This window comes from Marinobacter sp. LM1, from assembly GCF_042763285.1.
Classification (GTDB): Bacteria; Pseudomonadota; Gammaproteobacteria; order Pseudomonadales; family Oleiphilaceae; genus Marinobacter; species Marinobacter nauticus.
The window spans coordinates 95,958-122,633 of sequence record NZ_CP114373.1 but is presented as its reverse complement, the minus strand read 5'-3'; the positions used below and the strand labels follow the sequence as shown (position 1 = coordinate 122,633).

Sequence of the window (26,676 nt, the reverse complement as noted above, 5' to 3'; positions counted from 1 at the left end):
ATTGTCTGCTGGCGAGCATTTAACCAACCTCTTTATAGCCGCGCCACTAGGGAGTTGCCGAGACCCCGAGCCCGCACTGGCAGGCCATTTGACAATGTTTTACATTAATGGGTCGTAACAGACCCGATTGGCGGGAGCAGGTAACATATTTGCCATGCAATCTACTGGACCGTGAGCGCCTGGTTATGAAGAAAACGGACTGGCCCATTCGTTGGGATTTACTGCTTCGCTATCGCCTGATCGAGATTATCGCCCTGTGGGAGGGTCGGCTGACCACCAACCATATCTGTCACAGCTTTGGTATCGGTCGACAGCAGGCTTCCAAGGACATCAATACTTATCTTCGTGAACTGGCTCCCGGCAATCTGGTCTACGACCGGCACCTGAAAGGCTATGTCCCCTCTGACAATTTCAAGCCGGTGGTCACCCGGGGCGCCGTATCCGAGTATCAGGATCTTCTGGCCCGCCAGCAGAATCTGAGTGACACCTTCTCCGATCTTGAACTGGGCCTGCCCGGCAACGCCGTCATCCCGGAGGCCGCCCGCCATATAGAACCGGAAGTTATGCGGGCCGTGGTGACCGCTACCCGTTATCATCGCCAGCTGAAGGCGAGCTACGTGTCACTGAGTCGCCCGGAAGCCGCCGAAAGTGTGCTGGAACCCCACGCTCTGGTCTGTGCCGGCAACAGCTGGCACGTTCGGGCATGGTGCAGCGCCAACCGGGAATTCCGGGATTTTGCCCTGAGTCGCTTCCATGGCCGTATTGAAGCCCTGCGTCAGAAAGCCCGGCACAACGCCCAGCAGGATGAAGACTGGCAGCGGCAGGTGACACTGGAGATCACCCCGGACCAGCGCCTGACCGAAGCCCAGCAGAAGATCATCGCCCGCGACTACGGCATGACCAATGGCCTGCTGCACATCGAAACCCGAGCAGCCCTGGCACCCTATGTGCTGTCCCGACTGGGCATCACCTACGAAAACAGCCACCCAGACCCATTGGTTCAGCAGCTAGAACTGGCCAACCCGGACCAGCTCGGTTTTGGCAGCAAACGCGAACGGGCACTCAAGGCGGTGGCCGGTCTCTGCTAGACTGGCCCCGTGACCAGACCGCTCCAGACCTTTACTGCCCTTTTTTACCTGGGGCTCGTGTTATCGGCGACGCCACTCCAGGCGCATGCCGATAACCGCTGTGGAGCTTCCGCCACGCCCATCCATCAGGTACAGGGCACCGGCAACCAATCCCCACTGATCGGCCAAACCGTGACCGTAGAAGGCATTCTTGTACTGGATGCCCGAAAACCTGGCGGCTTTTCCGGATTCTACCTGCAGCAGGCCGATCACCAGACCGATGACAATCCAGCCACCTCAGAAGCACTGTTTGTCTATACCCGCAAAGCCGCTGGCACCGTGGGTCAGCGGGTGCGGGTTACCGGCACCGTCAAGGAGTTTCACGGCCTGACCGAACTGGCACCGGTGCACCGCCTTTCAGTCTGCGGCCAGGCACCCCTGCCAGCGCCGATCAACGTATCGCTACCCTGGTCGCAACCACCCGAAAGCCTGGAAAACATGCGGGTGCGTTTCGACGAGCCCCTGACGGTCATCGATAATTACAACCTGGCCAGGTACGGCGAGCTGGCATTGGCGGCCAGCGATCAGGTGATTGCCACAGAACAGTTAGCGCCAGGTCCGGCTGCCCGCACACTGAAACAGCAAAACCTGGCGCAACGGATAACCCTGGACGACGGCCTGGGCAAGCAAAACCCGACGCCGGTGCCCTGGCTATCAGAACGCGATACCGTTCGGGCCGGCGATATCGTGTCAGAACTGGAGGGCGTACTGGATTACCGCTTTGGCCAGTGGCGGGTTCAACCGGGCGCTGTACCACGTTTCCAGGCCCGTAACCCCAGGCCACAAGCGCCGACCAAATCAACGGACAGTATCCGGATCATGACCCTGAACCTGCAGAACTACTTCAATGGCGACGGGCAGGGCAAGGGCTTTCCCACGCCACGGGGCGCATCATCGCTCGAGCAGTTTCAGACCCAGAACCGTAAACTCGCCCGAACCATCCAGGACGCGCACCCAGACATCCTTGCCGTGACCGAACTGGAAAATGACGGCTACGGCCCAGACAGTGCGGCGGCTGGCCTGGCCCGGACGCTCGGCGCTGATTGGGCAGTCGTACAGACGCCGGGCCGGGACGGCAACGATGCCATCCGCACTGCTTTGCTCTATCGGGAATCCCGGGTCCGCCCCACTGGCCCGGCTTACAGGCCCGGACCAGGCGAACTTCCAGGCGCGTCCCGCCCGCCACTCGCCCAGGCATTCCGTGCCCGGGGAAGCGAGCTGACGTTCTGGGTGGTGGTACCACATCTGAAATCAAAATCCTGCCGGCATGCAGCGGCCCGAGAGCAGGATCAGGGCGACGGGCAGGGCTGCTGCAACCGGCAGCGGACCCTCAGCGCCAACGCTATCGTGATCTGGCTCCAGGCGCTGGCCGGAGATCCCGAAACCACACCCGTACTGATTACTGGCGATCTCAACAGCTATGCCCGCGAGGCGCCGGTCGAACGGTTCCAGGAAGCCGGTTTCACCAGCCTGGTACACCAGTATTACCCTTGCCTGCCAATGCAGTGCGAGCACTATACCTACCGGTACCAGGGCCAGAAAGGTACCCTTGATTACGCTCTTGCCAGCCCGGCACTGATGCCTTGGATTGAGCAGGCGCAAATCTGGAACATCAACGCTGATGAGCCCCGGGCGCTGAGCTACCGTCAGACCCCGGATCAGTCGGGCCCGTGGCGATCGTCTGACCACAATCCCGTGCTGACCGATCTGAAACTCACTCCCACCCGCTGACTTGCTGCACCGCCTCCGGAGTCCGGCAGCCGGGCAATAGCGCACGGCCCGCGCCGCGTTAAACTGACAAGGCATTCACAGTAATGAGGTATGCCCGTGGCATCGATCCCTGTACCCGATCTCTGGCCCATGGCCCGAACCGGACAACGCTGGCTGCTCAGAGCCAAACGCCGGGAAGCCGGTGTGGACGGTCATCGCATGATTTTTCTGGAACGCGGCCGGCCCGGCCCCGGGCGTCCGACCCTGGTGCTTATCCATGGCTTTGCCTCCATGAAGGAGAACTGGGCGCTCTGGATGCAGAAGCTGCCTTCGGACTGGCATCTGCTGATTCCGGACCTGCCGGGGCTGGGCGAAAGCCAGTATCAGCCCGCGGCCAGCTATCGCTACGAACGCCAGGCAGAGCGGCTGAGGGATTGGCTGGCTGAATACCCGGGCGACAACCTGCATCTGGCGGGCAGTTCCATGGGCGGTGCCATTGCCGCAATCCTCGCCCATAAACTGGACCGGCCACCCCGCTCGGTCACACTGCTCAACAGCGCCGGCATCCCGGAACACCCGGATGTGGATATCAACGCGCCCTTCAAGTCTGATCGCGATGCCATTCTTATTCCTGGCGACTGGGCCGGCGTTTACCGCATGTTCAACAGCGTCGGGAATGGCAAGCCCACGGTACCCGGACTGGCCATGACCGGCCTGCTGGGGCCTGACCTGCTCAAACGGCAAGCGTCGCTGCGGCACATTTTCAACGATATGCTGGCCGATGCCCTGGCCCCCGCGCGATTTCTTGGCCCAGACACTCCACCCCTGCAAGTGCAATGGGGTGATCGCGACGTGATAACACCAACCCGTTGCGTAGACTGGTTTCGTACCGCCACACCCAATGCGGAAGTTCACGTGTTCCCGGGTGTCGGCCACCTGCCCATGCTGGAACGCCCGGGCCAATCCGCCAGGGTGTTGCAGGAGTTTGTTCAACGACAGGCGAGATAAAGCAATTGGCCTCTCTGGCCCATTGACCCGTCAGCGAAGTCATGGGGCTCAACCGTGCAAAGCGCCATAATCGGTTCCAACGAGCTCCCTTACATAACAACAACACACGCTGACGAGGAACATCATGCGCGCCTCTGTTTCCAATTCTCAGGATCTGGGCATGCCGGCCATCTACCTGCATACCCTGGCCGAGCTGCTTCATACCATTGGTGTTGATGAGCGGGACCTGATTCTGAGAGTCGGGCTGGATCCCACCCGGCTCAATTCCACCGAACTTCGGGTCAGCCAGGCCCAGGCCAGCGAGTTTGTGACCCGGGCCATCATTGAAAGTGGTGAGCCGGGGCTTGGCATTCTGCTGGCAAGGGAACTCAAGCTGCCCCTGCACGGTGCACTGGGTACCGCTGTCATGAGCAGCCGCACGCTGGCCGAGGCTCTGGAGCTGATGACCCGTTATCTCACCTTGCGGGCACCGCATCTGAAGGTAGAGAAGCGAGTCGCAGGCAGCAATGTCTGGTACGCGGTCAAATGCGATATCGAGCTGGGCCCATTGCAGGGATTCGTTCTGGATGCTGTGCTGTTCGGCTGCGTTTCCATGGGGGCACAACTCACTGGCAGCCCGGTGCCCGGAACGCAGGTTTTGCGCCGCGGCCCGGAACCCAATCACTTTCACCGGTTCCGACGCTCCATCGGGGTGCCGGTGGACTATGGTGCCAGTGAAGATGCTCTGGTGATTCCTGCCAGCCAGCTCAATCTGCCGGTGCAGTTCAGTAACGATCAGTTGGCGGTCAGTTCGCGGGAACAATGCGAAACGGCACTGAAACAGCTAAAAGAAGATGCCGGGTTTGCCTGCCGTGTTCGACGGGTGATCGAAACCAGCCACCCGTTTCCGCCAAAACTGGCCCGGGTGGCCTCCACCCTGTATGTTTCAGAGCGCACCCTGAAACGCCGGCTGCAGGAAGAAGAAGCCAGCTTCCAGGCCCTGGTGGACCAGGTGCGCCTGGAGCGCGCGCGGGATCTGCTGGCCAGCACCACCATGAATCTGAGCCAGATTGCCGACAGCCTGGGCTATGCCGACGCCGCCAATTTTACCCGGGCGTTCAAACGCTGGACGGGGCTGAGCCCCAGCCACTTTCGCAACCGGGAACTGCAGACCGCGGAAACCGCCTGACTCAGTCGATGCCCAGAATCTTGTGCATCTGCAAGGTTAACCGCCATTGCGGATGCGCCAGGCAGTAGTCCGTGGCTTTGCGGGTATTGCTTTGCTTGATGGCATCCGGCCCACCCTCCGGCACAGACGGTGAGGCCATGGGTGACAGGAAGTAATGCCTCGCCTGGATGTGCAGAAATCGCTCCGGTGGCGCCAGCGGCTGCGGGTAGACCAGCTTCAGCTCATCACACTCGGCAATGACCACCTCGGCATCGGCTTTCGGGCTGACACACAGCCAGTCGATACCTTCGGGCGCAGGCAATGTGCCATTGGTTTCCACCCCAACCTCAAACCCGGCCCGGTGAAAGGCCCTGATCAAAGGCTCATCCAGTTGCAGCAGAGGCTCACCACCGGTACAGACCACATAGGGCCGGCCAGGAACATCGGGCCACAGTGACCGGATATGGGCGGCCAGGGCCTCCGGGGTGTCGAAGCGGCCGCCATTCTGGCCATCGGTACCGACAAAATCTGTGTCGCAGAAATTGCACACCGCATTCGCCCGGTCTTTCTCACGCCCCGTCCAGAGATTGCATTTGCTGAACCGGCAGAACACCGCCGCGCGTCCAGCCTGGGCGCCCTCACCCTGGAGCGTGTAAAAGGCTTCCTTGACGCGGTACATCAGGCAAGACGCTCGTAGGTCAGTGGATCGGTGACGCCGTTGGCGGCAAAGGCCTCCAGCCGCTCGACGCAGGAACCACAACGTCCGCACGCCTTGTCGCGGCCGTTGTAGCAGGTCCAGGTCTGGCTGTAATCGAGGCCCAGCTTGAGCCCTTCAGCCAGGATCTGGCCCTTGTCCATGGCCATAAAGGGTGCCTCAATGCCCACGGGCTCGTAGTTGGCCACCCGGCACACAGCATCCATTTTTTCAACAAACTCCGGCCGGCAATCCGGGTAAATGGCGTGGTCCCCGCCATGGGCTCCATACCAGACCGCGCCCGCCCCGGTAGTCACCGCATACCCGGTCGCCAGCGATAACAGGATCATGTTGCGATTGGGCACAACCGTGGCTTTCATGGTGTCTTCTTCATAATGGCCTTCAGGCACTTCGATGTCGGACGTCAGAGAAGAGCCGGACATCACCTCACTCATGCCACGGATATCAATCACTTTGTGGGGGATACCTTCAGCCCGGCAAACATCGGCGGCCACATCCAGTTCCCGCACGTGGCGCTGGCCATAGTTGAAGGACAGGGCATGTACCTTGAGCCCCCTGGCGCGGGCCAGGTGCAACAGTGTGAAAGAATCCATACCACCGGAATAGATAACGACAACGGAGTCAGTCATGAGGGGTCAGCACCAGTTTTTCAGAAGGGTGTGTCATCGGGCTTTTACAAAGCGTGGCCATATTGTAACAGTGACAAACCGAGTTGGGTTCGCGTCCTGGCAAGATCAGGGGTAAACTCGAAAGAAAACGACAAAGCACCAGCACCGATTCAATGAGCTCAGATTTCAGCCCGGCCTTTATTGACTTTGAGGCGTCCAGCCTCGACCTGATCGCCAGCTACCCGATTGAGGTAGGCATCTGCATGCCCGACGGGGCACTGCACAGCTGGCTGATTCAGCCCCATGTGCTCTGGCAGGACTGGTCTGAAAGCGCGGAAACCATTCACGGAATTTCACGGCAACGGCTGTTGCAGGAAGGCATGCCGGTTAGCGAGGTGGCTCAGCAATTAAACAAGTTGTTGCCGGAGCAGGTATTCTGTGACGCCTGGACTTTCGACAGCTTCTGGCTACACAGGCTATTCCGGGCCGCCGGTGAAGTTCCGGCGTTTCAACTGGAATCCATTTCCATGCTGCTCGACCCGGGCCAGGTACGCCACTGGTCAGGCATCCGCCAGCAGGTGATTGCCGAACTCGGGCTGCCCGTGCATCGGGCAGCCAACGATGCACTCATCCTGCACAAAACCTGGGAACGGGTTATTTGCCGGGGCGAAGCCGCAGTGCAATAACTTCCAGGCCATCTCGGATGGTATGGAGTGTCCAGTAGGTGGCCAGTGCCATCAGCGCGGCACCAGTAACCGTAAAGGACAGGTTCTCACCCACCACTTGCCCCTGCGCCATCACCAGATAAACGGCAACCGCGACAATCAGGGCAATCTCGACAATAAAATCAGAACGGAACTTGTTACGGGCAGGTCCGGGTTCTTCGGGCATTTTCTTCGGTTTCAACCTCTGGATATCAATTGGATAACTGGATGTATTGAGTGGTTGAATTATCGCCAAAGCCGCCATAAATGGCTGTACGAAGTAGTGGCTACGAACTTACCGAGATGGCAAAAAAAACGCAGCCCATCGGGCTGCGTAGAAAGGAGAGATCCATTCGATACCTGCCAGGCAGGTACCGCGGATTGCACAACGTAAAAACACGTGACAGGGAGAAGTATGAGGATTTCCCGCCGGTGCGTCTGTACGGGTTTGCCGAATGGGCTGGGCTATTGCAAACCGTCCAATTGCCTATACACTGATGACTGAACCGAATCCACAGAGCCGATATGACCAGGATGATTTCAAAGCACACCGTATACTCAGCCGCCGGTTGCCAGATTGGGCAGGCCGTGCGTGCCATGGTGAAAGACAGCTAACGGCTTTCGGTCAGTCCCGGGAGCCGTTGCGGCAACCGGGGCAGCTTCTCCGCCAGACCCCGGTTGCCTGTGAGGCTCCGGGGTTTTCTGTTTTTGCAGCCGCAAAACGACAAGGAGAACATCATGAGAAGACATCCGACATCACGTGCAGCGAACCAGCCCATGGCCAATCGTCAGGCTCCGATCAAGCGCCCGGAGAAGCTGCCGCTGCTGGATGCAATCTGCAAGAAACTCAATCAACGAGTCAACCTGGATGACGAGCAGCGGGTGCTGGGTCTGTACGAGCGGGGCTGGATTTTCAAAGGCGTACTCAGCAATCTGGACGGCGCCGAAGCCCGATATGTCCGGGCTCTTGCGACCCGCTACAACTCCTGGATTGCCCGCCAGGTAGCCTGATCAGGCTTGCCGTCACGACCGCAGGCTGGACCGGTCAATGATGCCGGTTCAGCCCATCCATCATCGACAGATCACCGCCATGGACCATGGCGTAGTTGTTCACCACATCGTAAATCTTTTCCTGGGAATAGGGCTTCACTACATAGCCATTGGCGCCGGCACTGATGGCACGTTGAATACTCTCAATGGAATCGTCTGCCGTGACCAGCACAATATGCTGGTTCTCCCGAACCTGTTTGAAACGGGTCATCAGTTCGTGACCGTTACCATCCGGCAGTCCCAGATCCAGCAGAATGATCTGGAACTCACTGGCCTCGAACGCCGCCCTGGCAGACGCAGCGTCCGCACATTCAGACACGCTGGTAGCACCGGCTTTGTAAAGCATGTCGACCAGACGCTCCCGCATCACCGGCTCATCTTCGACCACCAGTACTCTGAGATCACTCATTACACTCTCCTGTTCTGTGCCCTGGCTCAGTAGGTATCGTTGCCGGTTCGGCGCGGCAAGTCCAGAGGTGCGGGCCCGGGGCGGACATCAACCGGTTCATCACCGGTGGGCCCACCATGGTCACCGAAGGACGGTGGCGCGGTCACCCGGGTGAGAATATTGGCAATGCTAACTGCCGTTGTATAGAGGGAAATGGAGACAATCAGCAGTACCGGCTGCACAAAGGCCACAAAGCCCGGAATCTCCGCGTTCCCGGTCATACTCAGGATCAGGATGATGGCCGGCCCAAGGACCACGAACAGCGTCAGGGCAATAAAAAACACAATCCGCTCTTTGTAGCGCCCCAGATCGCGATTGGTCACCAACCCCAGCACAAATTTGCCGATAGCCAGGCCGGCCAGAATCGCCGCAGCAATACTCAGGTCGGGCCGCATCAGGGACTGGTACAGGTTGCCATCCCAGAGCCGCTGCATGGCAATGACAAGAAACGGAAACAGTACGAACAGTATGTCGGCGTATGTGCCATACATCATGCTCAGGGAATAATGTTCCTGTTTTTGGTTATCGCTCATTGGCCTGTTCCTTTGTGGTTTTCGACGACCTCTGGTGGCCCTCAAGGGCCCGTTCAATCATGGCGTTCAGGGTGGTCAGTTCCTGCCGAATCATCCCCCTCTCTCCGGGGCTTGAGCGTACACATCGCTCAAGTATCCCTGCCTGTTCTGTCATCAACGGATAGCCCATGGCACCGGCGGTGCCCTTGATCTGATGGCTCTCGGACTGCAATTGCTGCAACTGTCCCTGGGCCAGCGCGGCTTCCATGCGCCGCTTTCGCTCAGCCAGGCTATCGAGGAAACGGTTCACCAGCGGACCAATGTCATCGTCAACCGCCTCGCCGACCCATTGTTCCACCGGCAGATAGCGATCCAGCAGGGCCTGCAGGTGGGCATGGTCAATGGGCTTGTTCAGCACCCCGTCGCAACCGGCCTCCAGCAAGGCTTCATTCTCTGCCTGATCACCAGCGGTAAAGGCAATGATCGGCCGCCGGAAGCCCGCCTGGCGCAAAAGCCGGGTGGCCGCAACGCCGTCCATGCCGGGCATGTGGCGATCCATAAGCACCAGTTTCACGGTTTCCGACAGGGCCCGGCGAACCGCCTCTTCCCCATTGGTCACCAGCAAGGGCTCTGCGCCGGTGCGGCGGAGCATCCGCTCCACCAGCCCACGGTTATCATCGTTGTCTTCGGCCACCAGCACCTTGCCGCTGTACCGGTGCCCCGAACCCACCGCCGTTTCCGCCGACAACGCCAGGTAACGGGCCAATACCTCGTAAAAGCGCTGCTTGTCGATGGGTTTGGCCAGGTGATCATTGCATCCCGCCAGACGATATTCAGCGATATCCTCGGCCATGACATTGGCCGTAAGCGCAACCACCGGGGTGTTAACACCTGCTTCCCGCAACGCCAGGGTGGCATCCCGGCCATTCATCACCGGCATCTGGATGTCCATCAGAATCAGATCGAAGTGCTCGCGGGTGGCGCGCTCCAGGGCTTCCGCGCCATTACTGACATGCACCAGCTCGGCACCGGTGCGCCCCACCAGCAACGACACCAGCCGGCGGTTTACATCGTTATCCTCGGCACAGAGGATGCGGCCCGACAACCGGGGCGCCATGACCATGGCAATGGCCCGGCGCCGCTGGCTGAATTCCGAGGCATCCCGCAGGAAATGAACCTGCGCGAGTTCACCGGTGCTGATGCACACTTCAAATTCACTGCCTTCACCATAGGTGCTGGACACCCGGATATCGCCGCCCAGCAGTTCCGCCAGCCTCCGGGATATACTGAGGCCGAGCCCCGTGCCGCCATACTGGCGGGAAATGGCGGTGCTGCCCTGGGCAAAGGGGTCAAACAGACGGTCCAGCTGTTCCGGCTTCATGCCAATCCCGGTATCTACCACCCGGGCGTAAAGCTTCTCGGCGTCGCGGTCACAGCGAACAATCAGGGAGATAGACCCATTTTCCGTGAACTTCAGGGCATTTCCGCACAAATTAATGATAATTTGCCGGTAACGGGTTGGGTCGGTCCGGATCTTCTCGGGCAGGGGATAATCGCAGATGATACTGAAATCCAGGCCCTTTTCCCGGGCCCGGGGGGCGAAGAAGGCGCGGATTTCATCCAGCAACTCCGGCAGATTGACCGGCACCACATCAACATCCAGCTTGTTGGCGTCGATCTTTGAGTGGTCGAGGATATCGTTCACCAGCTCCAGCAGGTGTCGCCCGCTGCGAACCACCGTTTCAGCGCTGCTGCGTTTCTCGGTTTCGTTCAGATCCGGGTCCAGAAGGGTTTCACCATAACCGATGATGGCCGCCAGCGGGGTCCGGATTTCATGACTCATATTGGCCAGGAACTGGCTCTTGGCCTGAGCGGAATTCCGCGCCAGCTCTTTCTCCAGCCGTTCCTGCTCCCGCTCCCGTTCAATCTGCAGGCGCTGATGGCTTTCTGTGGCGTCAATACAGGTGCCTTCGAGATGCATGGGCAGGCCCTCGGCATCATACACCGTGTGCAGGGAGATAGTGGCCCAGCGCTCCTCGCCCTGACGGGTCAGGTAACGGGCCTCAATCCCCTTGACCGTGCCCCGGGCTTCCAGTTGCTCAACCACCAGGCGCCGCAACCGCTCATCGGCAATGCAGGTTTCCAGCACATCCGGGTTTCGCACCAGCAGCTCGCGGCTGCTGCTGTAGCCCAGCAACTCGGCCATGGCCGGGTTGGCGGTCACAAACCGACGTTCCGGTGACATCTGGAACACGCCTTCAATGGCGTTATCAAACAGCGACTGGTAACGCCTCAGGTTTGCCAGAGCGCGCTGGTTCCAGGCCAGGGCCTCGCCCTGAACCTGCTTGATTCGGTCAGCCAGGGCAAAGGAAAACAGGATGATCTGGGCCGTCAGGCCGAACTGTGGCGAATAGCTGGTAAAGGTATTCAGCGGCAGGTAACCCATCACCGTCAGCGCATAGATACCAAACCCGATCAGGGCCAGGGTCCAGGCAAAGAAATAGGAGCGTGCTGCCGGGTTGTAATAGCGCCAGGACAGATAACTGACCACAATCAGAATGATACTGAGCAGAATCGAGCCGACCACAATCCATTCCATGGCCACCGAATAGGGCATGAAAAACGACAAACCAAAGGTGGTGACGACAGAGGTCAGACATAACCGGAGTACATGATCCAGATCGGGCGAGCGTTGCCGGGTTTCCAGCAGCGAACGGGCCATCAACAGGCCAAAGAACCAGGTCAGGATAATCTGGAAATGGAGGTATTCCTTGTTGAGCAAGGCTGGCCGGCTATCCAGCAACTGAACCCCGTGCACCTGTTCGGTACCGATGAAGACCGCCGCACATACCAGGTAGAGCACGTAGTAGATGTTGCTGCGCTCCCGCACCGATACCGCCACAAACAGGTTGTAAGCCAGGATAGCCAGGATGGCACCCAGCAGCAGCCCGCGTACGGCTTCGTCGATGGAGACCTTTTCTATGTAACTGTCCGGGTGCCAGAGGGTAATCGGCAGGCGGAAGGTGTTGGTGTTGGTAATGCGCAGGAAAACCGTGGTGACGGTGTCTGGCGACAATCTGAGCCGGAAGGTCGGGTTTGGCACGGCCAGATCCCGGTCGTCCCAGCTGTCCAGATACCCGGTCTGGCGCTGTTCCACCAGTTGCCCATCCCGAACCAGATACAGCCGAACGTCGTCCACCAGTGGCAGCGCCAGCTCCAGTATCCAGTCCGAGCGGGAGGTTAAACGGCGGGTGCTCAGGTCGAAGCGGGTCCAGTAGGCGGAGCCGGTATAACCGAAGTTAAGCACGCCACCCTGGTGACGGGTCAGCGTGTCCTCGCCTGCGGCGCGAACCTCATCAATCGTCAGTGACTGCTGCGGATCTTCCAGATACCAGAGGCACTCGCCCAGATCCGGAATGCTATCGGTGTTGTGATCCAGCATGATCTGCCCATCCCGGCAGGCATTCTGGGCCTTCGCCACAGATGGCAAAACCAGAACGGCCAGAAACAGGAGCAGAACCACCGTCCGCACCGGGATATGGGCAAACCGTTGCTGCAAAATGTGATCTCCGCGCGGGTAGCTGCGTGCTTTATCGTTTATTGTCAGCACTCGTCACTTTAGCCGTTCACACGTTTTTTCGCACCCCGGGGTCACCTGAAATGAGACATTCCTGCCTTTTTGCTGCTGTTTCACTCACGTTACTGACACTCAGCGGTTGCCGGATAGAGAGCAGTGGCGATTCCTCATCGACGTTGAATCCGGCCAGTAATGTTGATCTCACCTTTTCCAGCTTTACCTTGACGGAGCAGACCAGCAACACTCTGTTTGCCGACCTTGTCCGGGCCGTGGAGCCGGATGCCAGCATCCCCGATGCGACGGAAGCGGAAAACGTGGCCACCAGCATTCGCAGTCAGCTAGCCCTGTTTGCCGGGCTGGACTACACCAGCGATGCACCGCCCCGCATAAACTCTGTCAGAAATCCGCTGGATCTTATTCGTCGCGTAATCGGTGAAAACGAGGTCGCTAATTTCCAGGAGGGGCGGCAATACATGGTTCGGCGCATAGAAAAGGAAGAGGCCGGGGAATACAACAACCGCACTAATCGGGTACAGGTTCGCTTTACCGACCAGACTGCTGCTCTGGAAGGCAAGCCGGTGCAGGAATACAACTGGCAGTACCCGATCGTGAAGTGGGTTTATACACCGGATTCTTCTAACCGGGTAACACGTGTGCTTACCTGGGCAGCTTCCGGCACTTTTCCCGAGGAATCCACACGGCCCAGTGCGACCCTGGCGACCCAGTTCACTCCCGCCAGCTTTTCCTCAACCGGATACAATGACGGTGCCAGAACACAAACCGAGGGTTCAATCGTCATTGAAGGTGAGCGTGAGCTGTCTTTCACCCGAACCTATGAGGGGCTCGATTCAGACACCCTGATTATTGACGGCACCACGATAGGCACCAAAGACAACAGTGAAGGCGGGCCGGAATTCGAATTTGCTGGCGAACTCGTCGACTGCGTGAAAATCCGCATGGATTACGATGCCCCGAAAGTAATGGTATTCACCTCATATAATGAGGCGCCCGGCTCCAGCAATTACTGTTCTGAGAAAACGGAGGCGGACTACCAATATGCCACCATGCACACCGGCCTGAGGCCCTGATTGTTTACTGCAGATCCCAATTCTGCAGAAAGCCCTTTTTTCGGCAGATCATCCGTTCATACGTGGAAATCATGATGGCTGCGTGGGGGGCTTTGGTCAGGCGCAGGGTTTCAATCCGGCGTTCCAGGCGCTGCACTTCATCGCAGATCTGTTGCTGTACGTGGGAACGGACGCTGTCATGCTGATCAAGCTTGACGCTACGCTGCTCAGGCGGGGGAAATTGCGGCTTTTCCATAGTTAACCTCGTCCAATGAGTGTGGAAAACATCCTTATTGACTAATGCCAAGTGTGCCGAACTGTCAGACAAAGTGCAATTGCAATGAACAAGCTTTCACTTTTTTTGACAGATTCTGGCGTCAGGTCTTGGGCGCCAGGGCCTGACGCCTTAATGAAACGCTCAGGCCGCCACCAGTCTCCGCTGGTTTTCCGGCAACACCGGGAACTGCTTGCAGACAGTGTAGACGAAACGGGCCAGGGCCGGTAAGTGATGGCCCACAATCGGAAAACCGGTGTTCAACAGGCTGACGGAAATGTCCCGGGCCGGGTCCGCCCAGCACAGTTTATTGATCAGCCCGACATGGCCAAACGCATAGCGGCTTTGCTGGCCCCAAAGGCCAACAGGATTGCTGCCCAGCATCATGCCGGCACTGAATCGCATGGGCACCAGCATGGTCCTGTCCATCTGCAGTGAGCCAAATTGCTGGATGGCACGGCGAACCGTGAGTTCACTGCAGATGCGCGTGCCATCCCAACTGCCACCATTGAGCATCATCTGAAAGAAGCGCCCCATTTCTTCGGCCGTGCCGCACAGATTTCCGGCGGGGATCACCGCCTCCTGGAAGCGGGGGTCGTTGGTGACTTTCTCCACCGTCCGGATATCACCGCCCAAGGCGCGGTTCACCACCCAGGACACCGGAAACCGGGGTGTCGGCCCGGTCGCATAATTGCTGGCCAGCTCGTGCAGATGTTCGGGAGCTATGCCATAGGTAAACCATTTCATACCCATGGGTCGGCGCAGGTAACGATCCAGGTAGCTTTCGATAGTGTCGCCGGTCACCTTTTCCAGAACCCGCTGCAACACAAAGCCACCGGTAATGGCATGGTAGGCCACCTTGGCGCCGTCCACTTCGACTGGCTTTGCGGCGCACAGAAGCCGCCAGATTTCGTCGCGGTCCCAAAGCACGTCGATCGGCGTTTCCCGGGGTATCGCGGGGATACCGCCCCGGTGGGAGAGAATCTGATGCACGGTAATCGTGCGCTTGCCGTTACGCGCAAATTCCGGGCAATAGTAGGACACCGGGTCCATCAGGTTGACCAGCCCCTGCTCGGACAACATATGCATCAGTAACGCGGTGACTGCTTTGGAGGCGGAAAAGAAACAGATCGGGGTGTCGGTGGTCATGGGAATGCGCGGCAACGAGGCCGGATCGTCGGGACCATTACCCCGGGCGTGCCCGATCGACCGGTGCAATACCTGCTCACCCCGATAACGCAGTGACAACTGAATACCGGGATGCACGCCCGTTCTGTAAAGGGCCTCAACACTGCGCCAGACGGCTTCGGCGGCATTGCTGTCGAGCCCGACCCGATCCGGATATTCACCGCCGGTGTCGCAAAATGTCACCGGGTTCAGGTCCCGAGGCACATTACAGGTATGCAGGGCACGGCGGGCGAGTGAATGCATGATAAACGCCTTATCAGTCTTGTTATTGGTTGGTGCGCCAGAGGTTTTTCGAACGGGGCCGGAAAACGTGACTATCTGAAACCATTATGGACTGGCTGAACCGCCTGTGCCATGGCGATACAGTTCCGACCCTGTTTTTTGGCCCGATACATCGCCTTGTCGGCGGCAGCGCAAAGTGCATCCAGGGTATCGCCATGGTCGGGAAAGACCGCCACGCCAATACTGATGGTCAATCGAATGTTGTGGCCGGATTCCAGGGCCACCGGCTGATTACAGACACGCTGGCGCAACCGCTCTGCCGTTTCCTCCGCTTCCGCAACGTCCATTTCTGGCAGAATAAGGACAAACTCCTCGCCCCCGAAACGGCCCAGGGTATCAACACTGCGGACGCTGTCCTCGAGCAGACTGCTGATGGAACAGAGCACGGAATCCCCTGCAGCGTGACCCCAGGTATCGTTGATTTCCTTGAAGTGGTCAAAGTCGATCCACAATAACGCGAGGGGACGGTTGTACCGACGCGCCCGCTCCAGCTCTTCGATCAGCACCCGTGAGCACTCCCGGCGGTTGAGCACGCCGGTCAGTGAGTCCCGCGTCGCCAGTGCTTCGAGCTCGTTTTCCAGTTGCTTGCGGTCGGAAATATCCAGAATAATGCCCTCAAGCACCATGGTGCCGTCATCATCCAGCACACCGCAGCCCCGCTCCCAGACCCATATCTTCCGGCCGTCCTTGCGGGTAATGGCGTACTCGACGGAAAAGGACTCATCTTTGCGGACCGCCGCTTCCACTTCCTGCGCGACCTGTCCGGCATCTTCCTCATCCATCAGGGCCGCGTAGCTGGTGGTTCGATTACGAATCAACTCATTAGGTTGATACCCCGTGAGATCGGCACACCCGGCCGATACGAACAACATGGTCCAGTCTTCGTCGGGCAGGCAGCGGTAGGCCATACCCGGCAGGTTATCCATCAGCACCGTCAGCTGTCGTTCACGGCGGCGGAGTGCGCGGCGCTGGTCGGCTTGCAGGGACAGCAGCAGGCGATCCTTGTGGAGCTGGCGCAGAATCACTGTGAACAGCACCAGGCCGGTCACCACGACAAACAGAAATCCTTTCCACGTCTGTACCAACGACAACATGCGGGCATCTGGAAACCAGAGCTCGACGATACGATCCGAGAAGGTAATCCAGATAAGCCCGGCCACCAGATACACCAGTGTTGTCCAAAGCGCCCGTCTTCGCGGACTGTGTCTTTCCTTCAGTCGGGTCAGCCCCGAATAATCCGGCCGTTCTGGCTGCATGCCAATTTCCTTGTCGCCTCAAGCTTCCTATACAAAAAATAGACAGTTACGACTCATGAGTCGAGAAGGATTTGCAGTTTCAGTCGGGATCGATGACACTAAACGTGACACATAATCGCGTTATGGATAACAAGAATGAGATTGCACCAGCATCTGACTCGGGCCTTTGTGGCCACTATTACCATCGGCCTGGCTGCCTGTAATGGCGGTCACAGCCCATCCGCTGCCATTCAGGCCCATGCTGCCAACAGCAGCCCGGCGAGCCCGGAACTGGCCGCGGTTTACCAGCGATCCTGCCAGACCTGTCACGCCCGCGGCACCTCGGATGCTCCCTTGACCGGCCACGGCGAGGCCTGGCAGCCAAGGCTGGCCAAAGGTATGGAAACCCTCGTGGATAACGTGTTCTCTGGCATCGGTGGCATGCCACCCTACGGGCTCTGTATGGACTGCAACGCAGAGCAGTTCCGCCAGCTGATTCGCTTTATGGCCACACCCGCCGAAGCGGAGGACCACTGACGATGCAACGGCGTCATTTCCTGCAGTTACTGGTCAGCACTGCCATCGCCAGCCATCTGACCGGTGCCAACGCCAGGGAGAGCGCCTTACCGGCTGCGGGCGAGCTATCACAAAGTCCTTTGCCGTGGCGAAACTGGTCCGGCTCCCAGACCTGCCTGCCCGAAAACCGGATTGCTCCGGCCAACATTGACGAGCTCCGGCATCTGCTGCAGAACCCTGACCATGTGGGGACTACCATAAGGCCCGTGGGGTCCGGGCACTCATTCTCGGCCCTGGTACCCACCGACGGCATTCTGGTCTCATTGGCGCGCATGACCGGTGTTCTGAGCCACGATGATCAGCAGTGCCAGGCCCGCATCGCTGCCGGAACCCTGCTCGGGCAGGTGGGCCGGCCGCTGGACGCCATCAACCAGGCATTGTTCAACATGCCGGACATTGATCAACAGGCATTGGGCGGGCTGTTGGCCACCGCGACCCACGGCACCGGCGCCGGGTTGATGAGCCTGTCCGGCTATGTCGAAGCCCTCACGCTGATGACCGCCGGGGGCGAACTGCTGGAATGCAGCCGGCACCAGCACCCGGAGATTTTCCACGCCGCCCGGGTTGGCCTCGGCTGCTTGGGCATTGTGACCGACGTGACCCTGCAGAACACCCGACCTTACCGGTTGCGCAAGACCACCGAGTGGCTACCGCTGGAGGATATTCTGGATTCTGCCGATGCCCGCACCGACCAGCATCGCAACTACGAATTCTATTACATTCCGTTCTCCGGCATGGGTTTTACCAGTCAACATGATCTGACCGACGAACCGGTATCGGCCACCACCCAGCTGGACCAGAACGACGGCGCCCGGGATCTTCAACGGGCGCGGGACTACCTGGCCTGGTCGCCCCGGTTACGCCGGCTGATCCTGGGCGGCTATATCCGCTCCCTGGACAAAGAAGTGAAAGTGGCCGCGTCCTGGCAGAACTACACCAGCGACCGCAATGTCCGTTTCAATGAAATGGAATACCATTTGCCGCGGGAAAACTGGCAGGCGGCCTTCCGGGAGATTGTGTCTGTAGTGGAAGCACAGTTTCCCGAGGTGTTCTTTCCCTTCGAGGTTCGCTTTGTGAAGGCCGACGATGCCTGGCTCAGCCCGTTTTACCAGCGTGATTCCGTTTCCATTGCGGTACACCGGTTCTTCGAGGAAGACTATCAACCCATGTTCGCAGCGCTGGAGCCCATTTTGCTGCGGCACGGCGGCCGGCCCCACTGGGGCAAACTCAACACCCTCAAGTCCGGCGATTTCCGGGCCCTGTATCCCAGGTGGCAGGATTTTCTGGACGTGCGGCGCAGCCTGGACCCGGGCGGACGGTTTCTCAACCCTTACCTGGCCGGCCTGTTCGAGACGACCGGAGGGAGAGCGTAACCATGGCCCACAGTGATGCCTTTGTTCGACAACGCCGCCGGCTTCTGCTTGGCGCCACCGCCCTGGGTGCCGCCGGCGCCCTGGCCTGGTTGCGACCAGAAGCCCGCCGGGACGGTCATCACCCCTATTTCCGGGCTCTGGACGCCGCCCTTACTGAAGCCGGCCTGGCAACCCCCACACTGGTGCTGGATCAGGCCAGACTGGAGCACAACCTGTCGGCCCTGAACAGCCATCTGAACGGCGAATACCATTACCGCATTGTGGTCAAATCACTGCCGTCACTGCCGCTTCTGCAACGGATCATGGTGGCTACCGGCAGTAACCGGCTGATGGTATTCCACCAACCCTTTCTCAACACCGTGGCCGAGGCCCTGCCTCAGGCGGATGTGCTGATGGGCAAGCCGCTTCCGGTGGCCGCCGTTGACCGTTTCTACCAGCAGCTGACATCCAGCACCAACGGTTTCCGGCCAGAACAGCAACTGCAATGGCTGGTGGATTCCCGGCAGCGGCTTGAAGCCTATGAAGGTTTTGCCCGGTCACAGCAACGCCGGCTGCGTATCAATCTCGAGATCGATATTGGCCTGCATCGGGGCGGATTCACCGATACCGGCGAACTGGCCCGGGCCCTGACCACGATTGACCACTCGCCCTGGCTCAGTTTCAGCGGATTCATGGGCTACGAACCTCATATCATGAAGGCACCGGGGCCAGCAGCATGGCTGCGGGACCGGGCCATGGCTCGGTATCGGGACTATGTGGCCACCGCCGAGCAACATCTGGGGCGTTCCCTGGCAGGCCTCACGTTCAACAGCGGCGGCTCCACCACCTATCAGCTCTATCGCGGCCTGTCCGGAGAGCTGCCCGTGAATGAGCTCTCCGCCGGGTCCGGCCTGGTAATGCCCACGGATTTCGACCTGCCGACGCTGGCCGGTCATCTGCCCGCCGCGTTCATTGCCACACCGGTCCTCAAACTGCTGGAAACCACCCGGATTCCCGGCGCACCCGGGCTGGGCCGGCTGCAGGCGCTGTGGAACCCGAACCGGGCCCGCACGGCCTTCATCTACGGCGGCAACTGGCCGGCAACGCCGGTGTCACCGGCAGGATTAACCGATAATCCGGTCTACGGCCGATCCAGTAATCAGGAAATGCTGAATTTCGCCGATGGGCTCGATCTGGCAGAGGGCGACCGGGTGTTCCTGCGGCCGCACCAGAGCGAATCGGTCTTCCTGCAGTTTGGAGACCTGGCCGTCTTCGATCCGACCCGGGGAGCGATTACCGACCGCTGGCCGGTGTTCCGGGAAGGATGAACTCGTTGGCGGCACATGCTTTAATCGGTGCTACGTTCGATCCAACCAACAGGAACCGTCATGACCCCTGCAATCAACGCCGCCAAACAAGCCCGGGTGAACTACACCATCCACGAGTACGAGCACGATCCGGCTGCGGAAAGTTATGGGGAGGAAGCGGCGGAAAAAATCGGTGCGAACCCGGCCCAGGTGTTCAAGACCCTGGTAGTCAGCCTCGATGGTAAGAATCTGGCGGTGGGCATCGTACCGGTCACCGCCATGCTCGGTTTGAAACAGATTGCCAAGGCTGCCGGCGCCAAGAAAGCCGTCATGGCCGACAAACAGCTGGTGCAGCGCACCACCGGCTACGTCTTGGGTGGGGTCAGTCCCCTGGGCCAGAAAAAACCTCTGAAAACCTTCATCGACCAGTCTGCCGAGGGCTTCGAAACGATCTTTGTCAGTGCCGGCAAACGGGGCCTGGAAATCGAACTGGCACCCGCCGATCTGGCCCGACTGACCCAGGCCCGGTTCGCTCCGCTGCAACAGGAGTAAGGGGGTGAATCACGCCAGCGACCTGATCCTTATCGGTAGCACCCTGCTGCTGGCACTCGCTGCGCACGCCGTGGGCCAGAAGGTACACGTGCCCCGGGTGACCCTGCTGCTGTTGCTGGGCGCCCTGGCTGGACCGGATCTTCTTGACCTGCTGCCGGATAACGCAGACCAGAGCTTCAGCCTGATTACCCAGTTAACCCTGGCGATGGTGGGGTTTCTGCTGGGTGAACGGATGTCGGCACGGGATCTCAGGCAGGGAAAAGAAGCGCTGATTGTCAGCCTGGCCGTCACGTTGCTGACCGCCATGGCCGTCATCCTGGCGGTCTGGGCCGTCACCGGCAACCTGCCGGCAGCTCTGCTGCTGGGCGGCATCGCCACCGCCACGGCACCGGCAGCGACCCTGGATGTCCTGCGCGAAGCGGGCGCCAACGGTCCGCTCACCCGGCTGGTGTTTCAGGTGGTCGCCATCGACGATGCCTGGGGCGCCATACTGTTCAGTGTTCTGTTGGTGGCGGCCGGTCTGTTGCTGGGCAACGGCGACCTGAGCGGCCCCACGGCCATGTTGCACGGGCTCTGGGAAGTGGCAGGCTCGGTGCTGCTGGGTATGGTACTGGGGTTTCCCATGGCCTGGCTGACAGGGCGGCTACGGCCGGGTGAACCCATGCTGCTGGAATCCGCCGGGTTTGTCTTTGTCGCGGCGGGGCTGGCCAGCTGGTTTGGCCTGTCGTACCTGCTGACCTGCATGACTCTGGGCATTGTGGTGGCGAACCGAGCCCGACATCACGTTCGGCCGTTCCGTTCCATCGAAGGCATTTCCGAGCCCTTCCTGGCACTGTTTTTCTTCATGGCCGGCTACCAGCTCGACTGGCTGGCGCTACCCACCCTCGGTGCGCTTGGCCTGGCCTATGTACTGGCCCGCATTGGCGGCCGGCTGGCCGGTGGCTACCTGGGCGGCCTGCTCGCCGGCTCCGCTCCGGAAACCCGGCAACGTATCGGTGCCTGCCTGATGCCCCAGGCCGGCGTTGCCCTTGGCCTCGCCCTGGTGGCCACCGAACGGCTGCCGGAGCTTGGCTACATTCTGCCTCTGGTGATTGGCGCTACGGTGGTATTCGAGTTGATCGGCCCGCCAATGACGCTGCTTCAGCTACGCAAGGCCGGTGAAACCGGACAGGGCTACCAGGAAGAGCCAGACCAATAAAAAACCCGGTGAGCTTCAAGCGCACCGGGTTTCGGGGATTCATGCCGGGCCCATGGCCCGGCTGAAACACTGGCCTTACTTCACGGAATCCCGTGCCTCGGCCAGGATCTTGTTGAAAGTGGCGCTCGGCTGCATAACCTCGCACACCTTCTCCATGGGCGGATGGTAGTAACCACCGATATCGGCCGGATGGCCCTGCACCACGGTCATTTCTTCCAGGATCTTGTCCTTGTTCTCCTCCAACTGGGCAGACAGCTTGGTGAAGAATTCTTTCAATTCCTTGTCTTCATCCTGTTTGGAGAGCTCTTCCGCCCAGTAGCGGGCCAGGTGGAAGTGTGAACCACGGTTATCCAGCTCGCCGGTTACCCGCGACGGAGACTGGTTGTTTTCCAGCAGTCGCTCGGTGGCCTTGTCCATAGTCTGGCCCAGCAGGCGGGCACGCTCGTTGTTCTGCTTCTCGCCCAGCTCGTCCAGAGACACCGCGGTGGCCAGGAACTCACCCAGGGAATCCCAGCGCAGGTGGTTTTCCTGAATCAGCTGCTGTACGTGCTTGGGTGCGGAACCGCCGGCACCGGTCTCATACAGACCACCGCCGTTCAGCAGCGGCACGATGGACAGCATCTTGGCGCTGGTGCCCAGCTCCAGGATCGGGAACAGGTCGGTCAGGTAGTCACGCAGCACGTTGCCGGTGACAGAGATGGTGTCCAGGCCGCGAATCAGACGCTCCATGGTCCAGCGAATGGCGCGAACCGGAGACATGATGCGAATGTCCAGACCTTCGGTGTCCAGTTCAGCCAGGTAGGTTTTGACCTTCTTGATCAGCTGGGCATCGTGGGCACGCTCATCGTCCAGCCAGAATACAGCCGGCATGCCGCTGGAGCGGGAACGGTTAACCGCCAGCTTGACCCAGTCGCGGATCGGCAGATCCTTGGTCTGGCAGGCACGCCAGATATCGCCTTCCTCAACCTTGTGCTCGGTCAGGACAGTGCCGTCTTCGGCCACAACGCGCACGACACCGTCTTCCTTCATTTCGAAGGTCTTGTCGTGAGAGCCGTACTCTTCGGCTTTCTGCGCCATCAGGCCCACGTTCGGAACGGTACCCATGGTGGTGGGATCAAACGCGCCGTGGGTCTTACAGAAGTTGATCACTTCCTGGTAGATGGTGGCGTAGGTGGACTCCGGCATCACCGCCTTGGTGTCCTTCAGCTTGCCATCACGGGCCCACATCTTGCCGGAGTTACGGATCATCGCCGGCATGGAGGCGTCGACAATGACGTCACTCGGCACGTGCAGGTTGGTGATCCCTTTAACAGAATCGACCATGGCGATTTCCGGACGGTGCTCGTAGCACGCGTGCAGGTCTTCCTGAATCTGCTCCTGCTTGGATTCCGGCAATTGCTTGATCTTCTCGATCACGGACGACAGGCCGTTGTTCGGGTTAACACCGATTTCCTGGAACAGCTCACCGTACTTGTCGAACAGTTCCTTGTAGAAAACCTTCACCGCGTGACCGAACACGATCGGGTGGGAGATTTTCATCATGGTGGCTTTCACGTGCAGGGAGAACATCACGCCGGTGTTCTCACAGTCGGCGATGGCGTCCTCAAAGAACTTCACCAGCGCCTTCTTGCTCATGAACATGCCGTCGAGCACTTCGCCTTCCTGCAGCGGCAGGTCGGATTTCAGAACGGTCTGCTCGCCCTTTTTGTTCTCGAACACGATGCGGGCGTTGGTGGCCTTGTCCAGGGTCACGGACTGCTCGCTGGAGTAAAAGTCACCACCGCGCATGTGCGCCACGTGGGTACGCGAAGCCGGGCTCCATTCGCCCATGGTGTGCGGGTACTTACGTGCGAAGGCCTTGACCGCGGCCGGCGCGCGACGATCGGAGTTACCTTCACGCAGTACCGGGTTAACGGCACTGCCCAGCACCTTGCTGTAACGGGCGTGGATTTCTTTCTCTTCGTCGGTCTCCGGGTGCTCCTTGTACTCGGGCACCTTGTAGCCTTGCTCGTTCAGTTCTTTGATGGCGGCACGCAGCTGGGGGATGGAGGCAGAGATGTTCGGCAGTTTGATGATGTTGGCGTCCGGATCCTTGGTGTACTCACCCAATTCAGCCAGGGCATCCGGAACCCGCTGGTCTTCCTCAAGGTAGTCCGGGAAGCCTGCCAGAATACGCGCCGCGAGAGAGATGTCGCTGGTTTCGAAGTCGATGCCAGCCGGCTTGGCGAAGGTTTCCAGGATGGGAAGCAGTGACCGGGTCGCGAGGGCGGGGGCCTCGTCGGTCAACGTGTAGACAATCTTGGCTTTGGATGATGTCATTTTCGTCCTCAGGCTATTGGGTGGGTTCAGGACGGTCATGGCGCGGTCGGGCGTCTTGTGAACGTCCGGTCGGGCCAGTGACTGATTCGGAACTTTTGATAGACCTACTAAGATAGCATTTTTTACAAAATTTTGGTTACGATCTTAGTATAAGAACGGACTTAAAATGCCTGATCTTCCGTGACAGGACGATGAAATGGCGGGAATTTACGAAACTTTCTAACATTTATCAGGTATGGGGTAAGCGTGACAGGGGGAGAGCTTTCCAAAACACGCTGTGAATACCTCCCTGTACGCTCTGCTCCGCCATCCATGGCTCCGCAAGGTTTTGGAAAGCTCTCCCCCTGCCACGCCCAAACGCTGTACGGGTAGTCCAATTTCATCGTCGCAGAGTTCGCAAATATGGGCTTTTTTGTCGACAAAACAGCCCATATCGGCACACTTCACATTCCCCTTTATTCAGAATCAGCCAGGCAACAACCCTGCTTGCGCCAAACGTTCCCGAATCCGGTCCAGCGCTTCCGGGTTGCCCAGCGCATCCCGGTTGTCGGCTTTGCTGGAGCCGTTGATCAGCCGGGCCACCGCGAGTTCCACCTTTTTGCCACTGCGGGTGTAGGGAATGTCGGGCACTTCCACGATGTGTTTGGGTACGTGCCGGGGGCTGGCGCCTTCGCGGATTCGGGTTTTCAGGGTTTTGATCAGGTCGTCGGTGACAGTCTGGCCGGCGACGTTGATGACGGGGGGCCATACCTAGTTGGAATGTTACCCAGATTTATTGACAGGCTCTGATACTTTGATCCCTACTCACGAAAACAGACTCTTCCCTTTTCGTGGTACCACCTCTTGATCTCATTAACGATGCCTTGGGGAGAATCCTCGCGGTCAGTCTCTGGATAGAAAATCAAATCGCTTTTTGCAGGGTGCTCAACCAGCTCATTGAATTGGTCAACAAACTGACTTTCCTCATCTTCAGTAATATCCTCATTCCAAAACCAGTTTAGAGCAGCAATGAACTCTTCTTCGGTATAGTCACTCAATCGTTTTTTTTGCAGTTTCATTATGTCCTCCGGTGGACCTGAATATGCCTGAAGGGGGTTACCACTCTCAAATTTTCAACGTCGTATACGGCGCCCCCGTTTCCTATTTCTTCTACATGGTGAATTTCAAACCGGTTCCTTTTTCCGGCTTGATCATTAAGCCTTGTAAAAGGAGCTCTGCCGGCCCTGATGGTTTTTTGATTTCGAGAACTGAACTGCCCCATGAGTTCCGTATCCTTTGCCACCTCAAGCCAAAAGGCCTCACGGAACCGGTCAAAATTCGCAAATTCACGCCCCCTGAGCCGATCCGCAATCTGCGCAGGTATCGGCGCTCCAAGATCTCTTGAGGCATTCTCTAACCAGATTCCGGTAATTTCTTCTCCACTTCCAGTGACCACCCCTCGTTCATCGCGAGCAGTCTTCCGGAAAACCAAATACAACGGCTCAATCCCGCTGTCCGCCGGAAAGCTCACGATCAGCTCAACCTGATCCTCAAAGGGCTGCTGGTAGCCGGGTGGCGAATGTTCCTGGCCATCATCCTGGATGGGTGTCACCAGAATGCTGTAGGGATCAATACCGGAATCCGCCGGGTATTCGATGCTCACTACCGGGCGGTGGCCGCTGTCATCCGGGTACCATACAAGGGTGAAGTCGTCATCAACCACCACTTCAAAATTCTCGCCCACGAGCTCTGCGTGAGCAACCGGAACCCGGTCTTTGTATCCGGTGCTGTCGTTAACGTGATAGCCAGCCACCCGGAGGTTCCCGGTGGCATCCACGTGCAGATGAAAGCGTACCCGAATGGCCGCCTCGGTCATTTCTCGGAGTTCTTCCTCCGTGTAAAGGGTGCCGTCTCCGAGCTTGGATGGCCAGAGAGCCAAAAGCACTGAACTGGCAGCAGTACTCAGCACACTGGCCCCGACGCGGGCGGCCATGGCCCAGCCTTTTGCCAGTCTCATTGCCGAGCCGGAGATCAGGCCCAGCGGCCGCAAACCGTTTGCACCAGGGCTGGTGACCGTGGCGGGGGCGAGCATCGCTAATGTGCCGAAGTTGCTGGCCTTTTCCTCGCCCTCATTACTGTCGGTATCCCCGGAGGGGCGGGTGCAGGACTTGGCAAACACCTTGGGACCCAGGGGCGGGAGCCCGAAGTTTTCTGAGATCACCACAGGCGGAGGTAAAGGCGCGGTGGCCGGTTCAATCACCGGAGCTTCCGGCGTATAGTCGAGCTTCGTCGGTGGCGACAAGCTATCGGCGTGGGCTTGCCCAGCGGCGCCTGAACGAAATGGCTGCTTGTTTTCGAATCGTGTTGTTAAGGCGGTGAGCGCACTTTCGGCAATGGCTCCAGAGGCACTTTCCGCGGGAACAATACTCCCGGAAATCAGCCTGAAGACGGGAACCGCCGGGATTTCTTTCAGCAACACCAGCTCGCCACTGGCAAGCTGGTCTCGTATACGGGCAGGGGTATAACTGGAACTCGGGAGATAGCTGGCCAGTTCCTTATCGGAGTACTGGTCCCAGCCACCCTCGATCATCAACGCTTCGTGAAGCGCAAGCGAGTGCGGGTCTGCTATTTTGGTCACGTCCGTGTTTCCACAAAGTATTAATCGGCACAATCCATGCCTGTAGTGTTGGCAAATGTACCTGAATCACCGAGCGAGTCCAAGCCTACATCCGGAACTCTCG

24 protein-coding genes and 1 pseudogene are annotated in these 26,676 nt (G+C 59.1%); 12 read left to right on the top strand and 13 right to left on the bottom strand.

Features of this window, described 5'->3' with window-relative positions:
- The first annotated feature begins 185 nt into the window (after positions 1-185).
- From OZ656_RS00510 to OZ656_RS00495, 4 genes are all read left to right on the top strand, one after another.
- The gene (locus OZ656_RS00510) at positions 186-1,088 is read left to right on the top strand and encodes a YafY family protein (RefSeq protein WP_278351418.1); all 903 of its coding nucleotides are present in this window, start codon (positions 186-188) and stop codon (positions 1,086-1,088) included.
- Between the two features lie 9 nt (positions 1,089-1,097).
- Positions 1,098-2,858 (top strand): ExeM/NucH family extracellular endonuclease, encoded by a 1,761-nt coding sequence (locus OZ656_RS00505; protein ID WP_278351375.1) that lies wholly within the window; start codon positions 1,098-1,100, stop codon positions 2,856-2,858.
- A gap of 96 nt (positions 2,859-2,954) precedes the next feature.
- Positions 2,955-3,845, top strand: a complete 891-nt coding sequence (locus OZ656_RS00500) for an alpha/beta fold hydrolase (protein WP_379944881.1) — start codon at positions 2,955-2,957, stop codon at positions 3,843-3,845.
- Positions 3,846-3,969: 124 nt separating this feature from the next.
- The gene (locus OZ656_RS00495; RefSeq protein ID WP_022991831.1) at positions 3,970-5,013 is read left to right on the top strand and encodes an AraC family transcriptional regulator; all 1,044 of its coding nucleotides are present in this window, start codon (positions 3,970-3,972) and stop codon (positions 5,011-5,013) included.
- A gap of 1 nt (position 5,014) precedes the next feature.
- Here the strand turns inward: OZ656_RS00495 and queE are convergent, their stop codons facing one another.
- Positions 5,015-5,671, bottom strand: a complete 657-nt coding sequence (gene queE / locus OZ656_RS00490; protein ID WP_278351376.1) for a 7-carboxy-7-deazaguanine synthase — start codon at positions 5,669-5,671, stop codon at positions 5,015-5,017.
- Positions 5,671-6,336 (bottom strand): 7-cyano-7-deazaguanine synthase QueC, encoded by a 666-nt coding sequence (queC, locus tag OZ656_RS00485; RefSeq protein ID WP_379944880.1) that lies wholly within the window; start codon positions 6,334-6,336, stop codon positions 5,671-5,673. The genes queE and queC overlap by 1 nt, the downstream gene beginning before the upstream one ends.
- Before the next feature lie 152 nt (positions 6,337-6,488).
- On the opposite strand from queC, the gene OZ656_RS00480 reads away from it, so the two are divergent.
- Positions 6,489-7,001: a hypothetical protein gene (locus OZ656_RS00480; protein WP_022991828.1), complete on the top strand. Its 513-nt coding sequence runs from the start codon at positions 6,489-6,491 to the stop codon at positions 6,999-7,001.
- On the opposite strand, the gene OZ656_RS00475 is transcribed toward OZ656_RS00480, so the two are convergent.
- On the bottom strand, positions 6,970-7,206 hold the full coding sequence (locus OZ656_RS00475) for a hypothetical protein (RefSeq protein ID WP_014420082.1): 237 nt from the start codon (positions 7,204-7,206) through the stop codon (positions 6,970-6,972). The two genes, OZ656_RS00480 and OZ656_RS00475, sit on opposite strands and share 32 nt — an antisense overlap.
- Before the next feature lie 551 nt (positions 7,207-7,757).
- On the opposite strand from OZ656_RS00475, the gene OZ656_RS00470 reads away from it, so the two are divergent.
- Positions 7,758-8,030 carry a hypothetical protein gene (locus tag OZ656_RS00470; protein WP_031209774.1) on the top strand — a complete coding sequence of 91 codons (273 nt, stop codon included), beginning with the start codon at positions 7,758-7,760 and terminating at the stop codon, positions 8,028-8,030.
- A 34-nt stretch (positions 8,031-8,064) separates the two neighbouring features.
- Here the strand turns inward: OZ656_RS00470 and OZ656_RS00465 are convergent, their stop codons facing one another.
- The 3 genes from OZ656_RS00465 to OZ656_RS00455 are packed head-to-tail and all read right to left on the bottom strand — an operon-like array spanning position 8,065 to position 12,588.
- Positions 8,065-8,478 carry a response regulator gene (locus tag OZ656_RS00465; RefSeq protein ID WP_011783682.1) on the bottom strand — a complete coding sequence of 138 codons (414 nt, stop codon included), beginning with the start codon at positions 8,476-8,478 and terminating at the stop codon, positions 8,065-8,067.
- Between the two features lie 26 nt (positions 8,479-8,504).
- Positions 8,505-9,050 carry a hypothetical protein gene (locus OZ656_RS00460; RefSeq protein ID WP_222534168.1) on the bottom strand — a complete coding sequence of 182 codons (546 nt, stop codon included), beginning with the start codon at positions 9,048-9,050 and terminating at the stop codon, positions 8,505-8,507.
- The gene (locus OZ656_RS00455; protein WP_278351377.1) at positions 9,040-12,588 is read right to left on the bottom strand and encodes a 7TM diverse intracellular signaling domain-containing protein; all 3,549 of its coding nucleotides are present in this window, start codon (positions 12,586-12,588) and stop codon (positions 9,040-9,042) included. The genes OZ656_RS00460 and OZ656_RS00455 overlap by 11 nt, the downstream gene beginning before the upstream one ends.
- A gap of 101 nt (positions 12,589-12,689) precedes the next feature.
- Here OZ656_RS00455 and OZ656_RS00450 point away from each other — a divergent pair, with 101 nt between their 5' ends.
- Positions 12,690-13,694, top strand: a complete 1,005-nt coding sequence (locus OZ656_RS00450; RefSeq protein ID WP_278351378.1) for a hypothetical protein — start codon at positions 12,690-12,692, stop codon at positions 13,692-13,694.
- Positions 13,695-13,698: 4 nt separating this feature from the next.
- On the opposite strand, the gene OZ656_RS00445 is transcribed toward OZ656_RS00450, so the two are convergent.
- The 3 genes from OZ656_RS00445 to OZ656_RS00435 all read right to left on the bottom strand — a co-directional run bounded on the left by OZ656_RS00445 (position 13,699) and on the right by OZ656_RS00435 (position 16,673).
- Complete coding sequence (locus OZ656_RS00445) at positions 13,699-13,929, bottom strand: hypothetical protein (RefSeq protein WP_041656059.1); 231 nt, start codon at positions 13,927-13,929, stop codon at positions 13,699-13,701.
- A 162-nt stretch (positions 13,930-14,091) separates the two neighbouring features.
- Positions 14,092-15,378, bottom strand: coding sequence for a serine hydrolase (locus OZ656_RS00440; RefSeq protein ID WP_278351379.1), 1,287 nt, complete (start codon positions 15,376-15,378; stop codon positions 14,092-14,094).
- A 71-nt stretch (positions 15,379-15,449) separates the two neighbouring features.
- On the bottom strand, positions 15,450-16,673 hold the full coding sequence (locus OZ656_RS00435; RefSeq protein WP_153739727.1) for a sensor domain-containing diguanylate cyclase: 1,224 nt from the start codon (positions 16,671-16,673) through the stop codon (positions 15,450-15,452).
- A 135-nt stretch (positions 16,674-16,808) separates the two neighbouring features.
- On the opposite strand from OZ656_RS00435, the gene OZ656_RS00430 reads away from it, so the two are divergent.
- Genes OZ656_RS00430 through OZ656_RS00410 form a run of 5 tightly spaced genes read left to right on the top strand, consistent with a single transcriptional unit; the run spans position 16,809 to position 21,637 of the window.
- The gene (locus tag OZ656_RS00430; protein ID WP_227548776.1) at positions 16,809-17,189 is read left to right on the top strand and encodes a cytochrome c5 family protein; all 381 of its coding nucleotides are present in this window, start codon (positions 16,809-16,811) and stop codon (positions 17,187-17,189) included.
- Positions 17,190-17,191: 2 nt separating this feature from the next.
- Positions 17,192-18,601, top strand: a complete 1,410-nt coding sequence (locus tag OZ656_RS00425) for a D-arabinono-1,4-lactone oxidase (protein WP_379944878.1) — start codon at positions 17,192-17,194, stop codon at positions 18,599-18,601.
- A gap of 2 nt (positions 18,602-18,603) precedes the next feature.
- Positions 18,604-19,908, top strand: a complete 1,305-nt coding sequence (locus tag OZ656_RS00420; protein WP_199452046.1) for a DSD1 family PLP-dependent enzyme — start codon at positions 18,604-18,606, stop codon at positions 19,906-19,908.
- Between the two features lie 60 nt (positions 19,909-19,968).
- Entirely contained in the window at positions 19,969-20,439 is a 471-nt protein-coding gene (gene ybaK, locus OZ656_RS00415) for a Cys-tRNA(Pro) deacylase (RefSeq protein ID WP_199452047.1), read from the top strand.
- Between the two features lie 4 nt (positions 20,440-20,443).
- Entirely contained in the window at positions 20,444-21,637 is a 1,194-nt protein-coding gene (locus OZ656_RS00410; RefSeq protein WP_121208062.1) for a cation:proton antiporter, read from the top strand.
- A 75-nt stretch (positions 21,638-21,712) separates the two neighbouring features.
- Here OZ656_RS00410 and OZ656_RS00405 read toward each other — a convergent pair whose 3' ends face one another.
- The 4 genes and pseudogenes from OZ656_RS00405 to OZ656_RS00390 form a co-directional block, all read right to left on the bottom strand.
- On the bottom strand, positions 21,713-23,956 hold the full coding sequence (locus tag OZ656_RS00405) for an NADP-dependent isocitrate dehydrogenase (RefSeq protein ID WP_011783670.1): 2,244 nt from the start codon (positions 23,954-23,956) through the stop codon (positions 21,713-21,715).
- Positions 23,957-24,421: 465 nt separating this feature from the next.
- A pseudogene (locus OZ656_RS00400) lies at positions 24,422-24,679 on the bottom strand (acetoacetate--CoA ligase); the annotation flags it as partial.
- Positions 24,680-24,756: 77 nt separating this feature from the next.
- Complete coding sequence (locus tag OZ656_RS00395) at positions 24,757-25,014, bottom strand: bacteriocin immunity protein (RefSeq protein WP_106694168.1); 258 nt, start codon at positions 25,012-25,014, stop codon at positions 24,757-24,759.
- Positions 25,014-26,573, bottom strand: a complete 1,560-nt coding sequence (locus OZ656_RS00390) for an S-type pyocin domain-containing protein (protein ID WP_278351381.1) — start codon at positions 26,571-26,573, stop codon at positions 25,014-25,016. Before OZ656_RS00390 ends, OZ656_RS00395 begins: the two co-directional genes overlap by 1 nt.
- Positions 26,574-26,676: the final 103 nt, after the last annotated feature.

What these genes read in the sequence shown, in the direction of transcription:
- OZ656_RS00510 (WP_278351418.1), top strand. Translation starts at nt 186, where the DNA reads ATGAAGAAAACGGACTGGCCCATTCGTTGGGATTTACTGCTTCGCTAT.
- OZ656_RS00495 (WP_022991831.1), top strand. Translation starts at nt 3,970, where the DNA reads ATGCGCGCCTCTGTTTCCAATTCTCAGGATCTGGGCATGCCGGCCATC.
- queE (WP_278351376.1), bottom strand. Translation starts at nt 5,671, where the DNA reads ATGTACCGCGTCAAGGAAGCCTTTTACACGCTCCAGGGTGAGGGCGCC.
- queC (WP_379944880.1), bottom strand. Translation starts at nt 6,336, where the DNA reads ATGACTGACTCCGTTGTCGTTATCTATTCCGGTGGTATGGATTCTTTC.
- OZ656_RS00480 (WP_022991828.1), top strand. Translation starts at nt 6,489, where the DNA reads ATGAGCTCAGATTTCAGCCCGGCCTTTATTGACTTTGAGGCGTCCAGC.
- OZ656_RS00475 (WP_014420082.1), bottom strand. Translation starts at nt 7,206, where the DNA reads ATGCCCGAAGAACCCGGACCTGCCCGTAACAAGTTCCGTTCTGATTTT.
- OZ656_RS00470 (WP_031209774.1), top strand. Translation starts at nt 7,758, where the DNA reads ATGAGAAGACATCCGACATCACGTGCAGCGAACCAGCCCATGGCCAAT.
- OZ656_RS00465 (WP_011783682.1), bottom strand. Translation starts at nt 8,478, where the DNA reads ATGAGTGATCTCAGAGTACTGGTGGTCGAAGATGAGCCGGTGATGCGG.
- OZ656_RS00460 (WP_222534168.1), bottom strand. Translation starts at nt 9,050, where the DNA reads ATGAGCGATAACCAAAAACAGGAACATTATTCCCTGAGCATGATGTAT.
- OZ656_RS00450 (WP_278351378.1), top strand. Translation starts at nt 12,690, where the DNA reads ATGAGACATTCCTGCCTTTTTGCTGCTGTTTCACTCACGTTACTGACA.
- OZ656_RS00445 (WP_041656059.1), bottom strand. Translation starts at nt 13,929, where the DNA reads ATGGAAAAGCCGCAATTTCCCCCGCCTGAGCAGCGTAGCGTCAAGCTT.
- OZ656_RS00440 (WP_278351379.1), bottom strand. Translation starts at nt 15,378, where the DNA reads ATGCATTCACTCGCCCGCCGTGCCCTGCATACCTGTAATGTGCCTCGG.
- OZ656_RS00435 (WP_153739727.1), bottom strand. Translation starts at nt 16,673, where the DNA reads ATGCAGCCAGAACGGCCGGATTATTCGGGGCTGACCCGACTGAAGGAA.
- OZ656_RS00430 (WP_227548776.1), top strand. Translation starts at nt 16,809, where the DNA reads ATGAGATTGCACCAGCATCTGACTCGGGCCTTTGTGGCCACTATTACC.
- OZ656_RS00425 (WP_379944878.1), top strand. Translation starts at nt 17,192, where the DNA reads ATGCAACGGCGTCATTTCCTGCAGTTACTGGTCAGCACTGCCATCGCC.
- OZ656_RS00420 (WP_199452046.1), top strand. Translation starts at nt 18,604, where the DNA reads ATGGCCCACAGTGATGCCTTTGTTCGACAACGCCGCCGGCTTCTGCTT.
- ybaK (WP_199452047.1), top strand. Translation starts at nt 19,969, where the DNA reads ATGACCCCTGCAATCAACGCCGCCAAACAAGCCCGGGTGAACTACACC.
- OZ656_RS00405 (WP_011783670.1), bottom strand. Translation starts at nt 23,956, where the DNA reads ATGACATCATCCAAAGCCAAGATTGTCTACACGTTGACCGACGAGGCC.
- OZ656_RS00395 (WP_106694168.1), bottom strand. Translation starts at nt 25,014, where the DNA reads ATGAAACTGCAAAAAAAACGATTGAGTGACTATACCGAAGAAGAGTTC.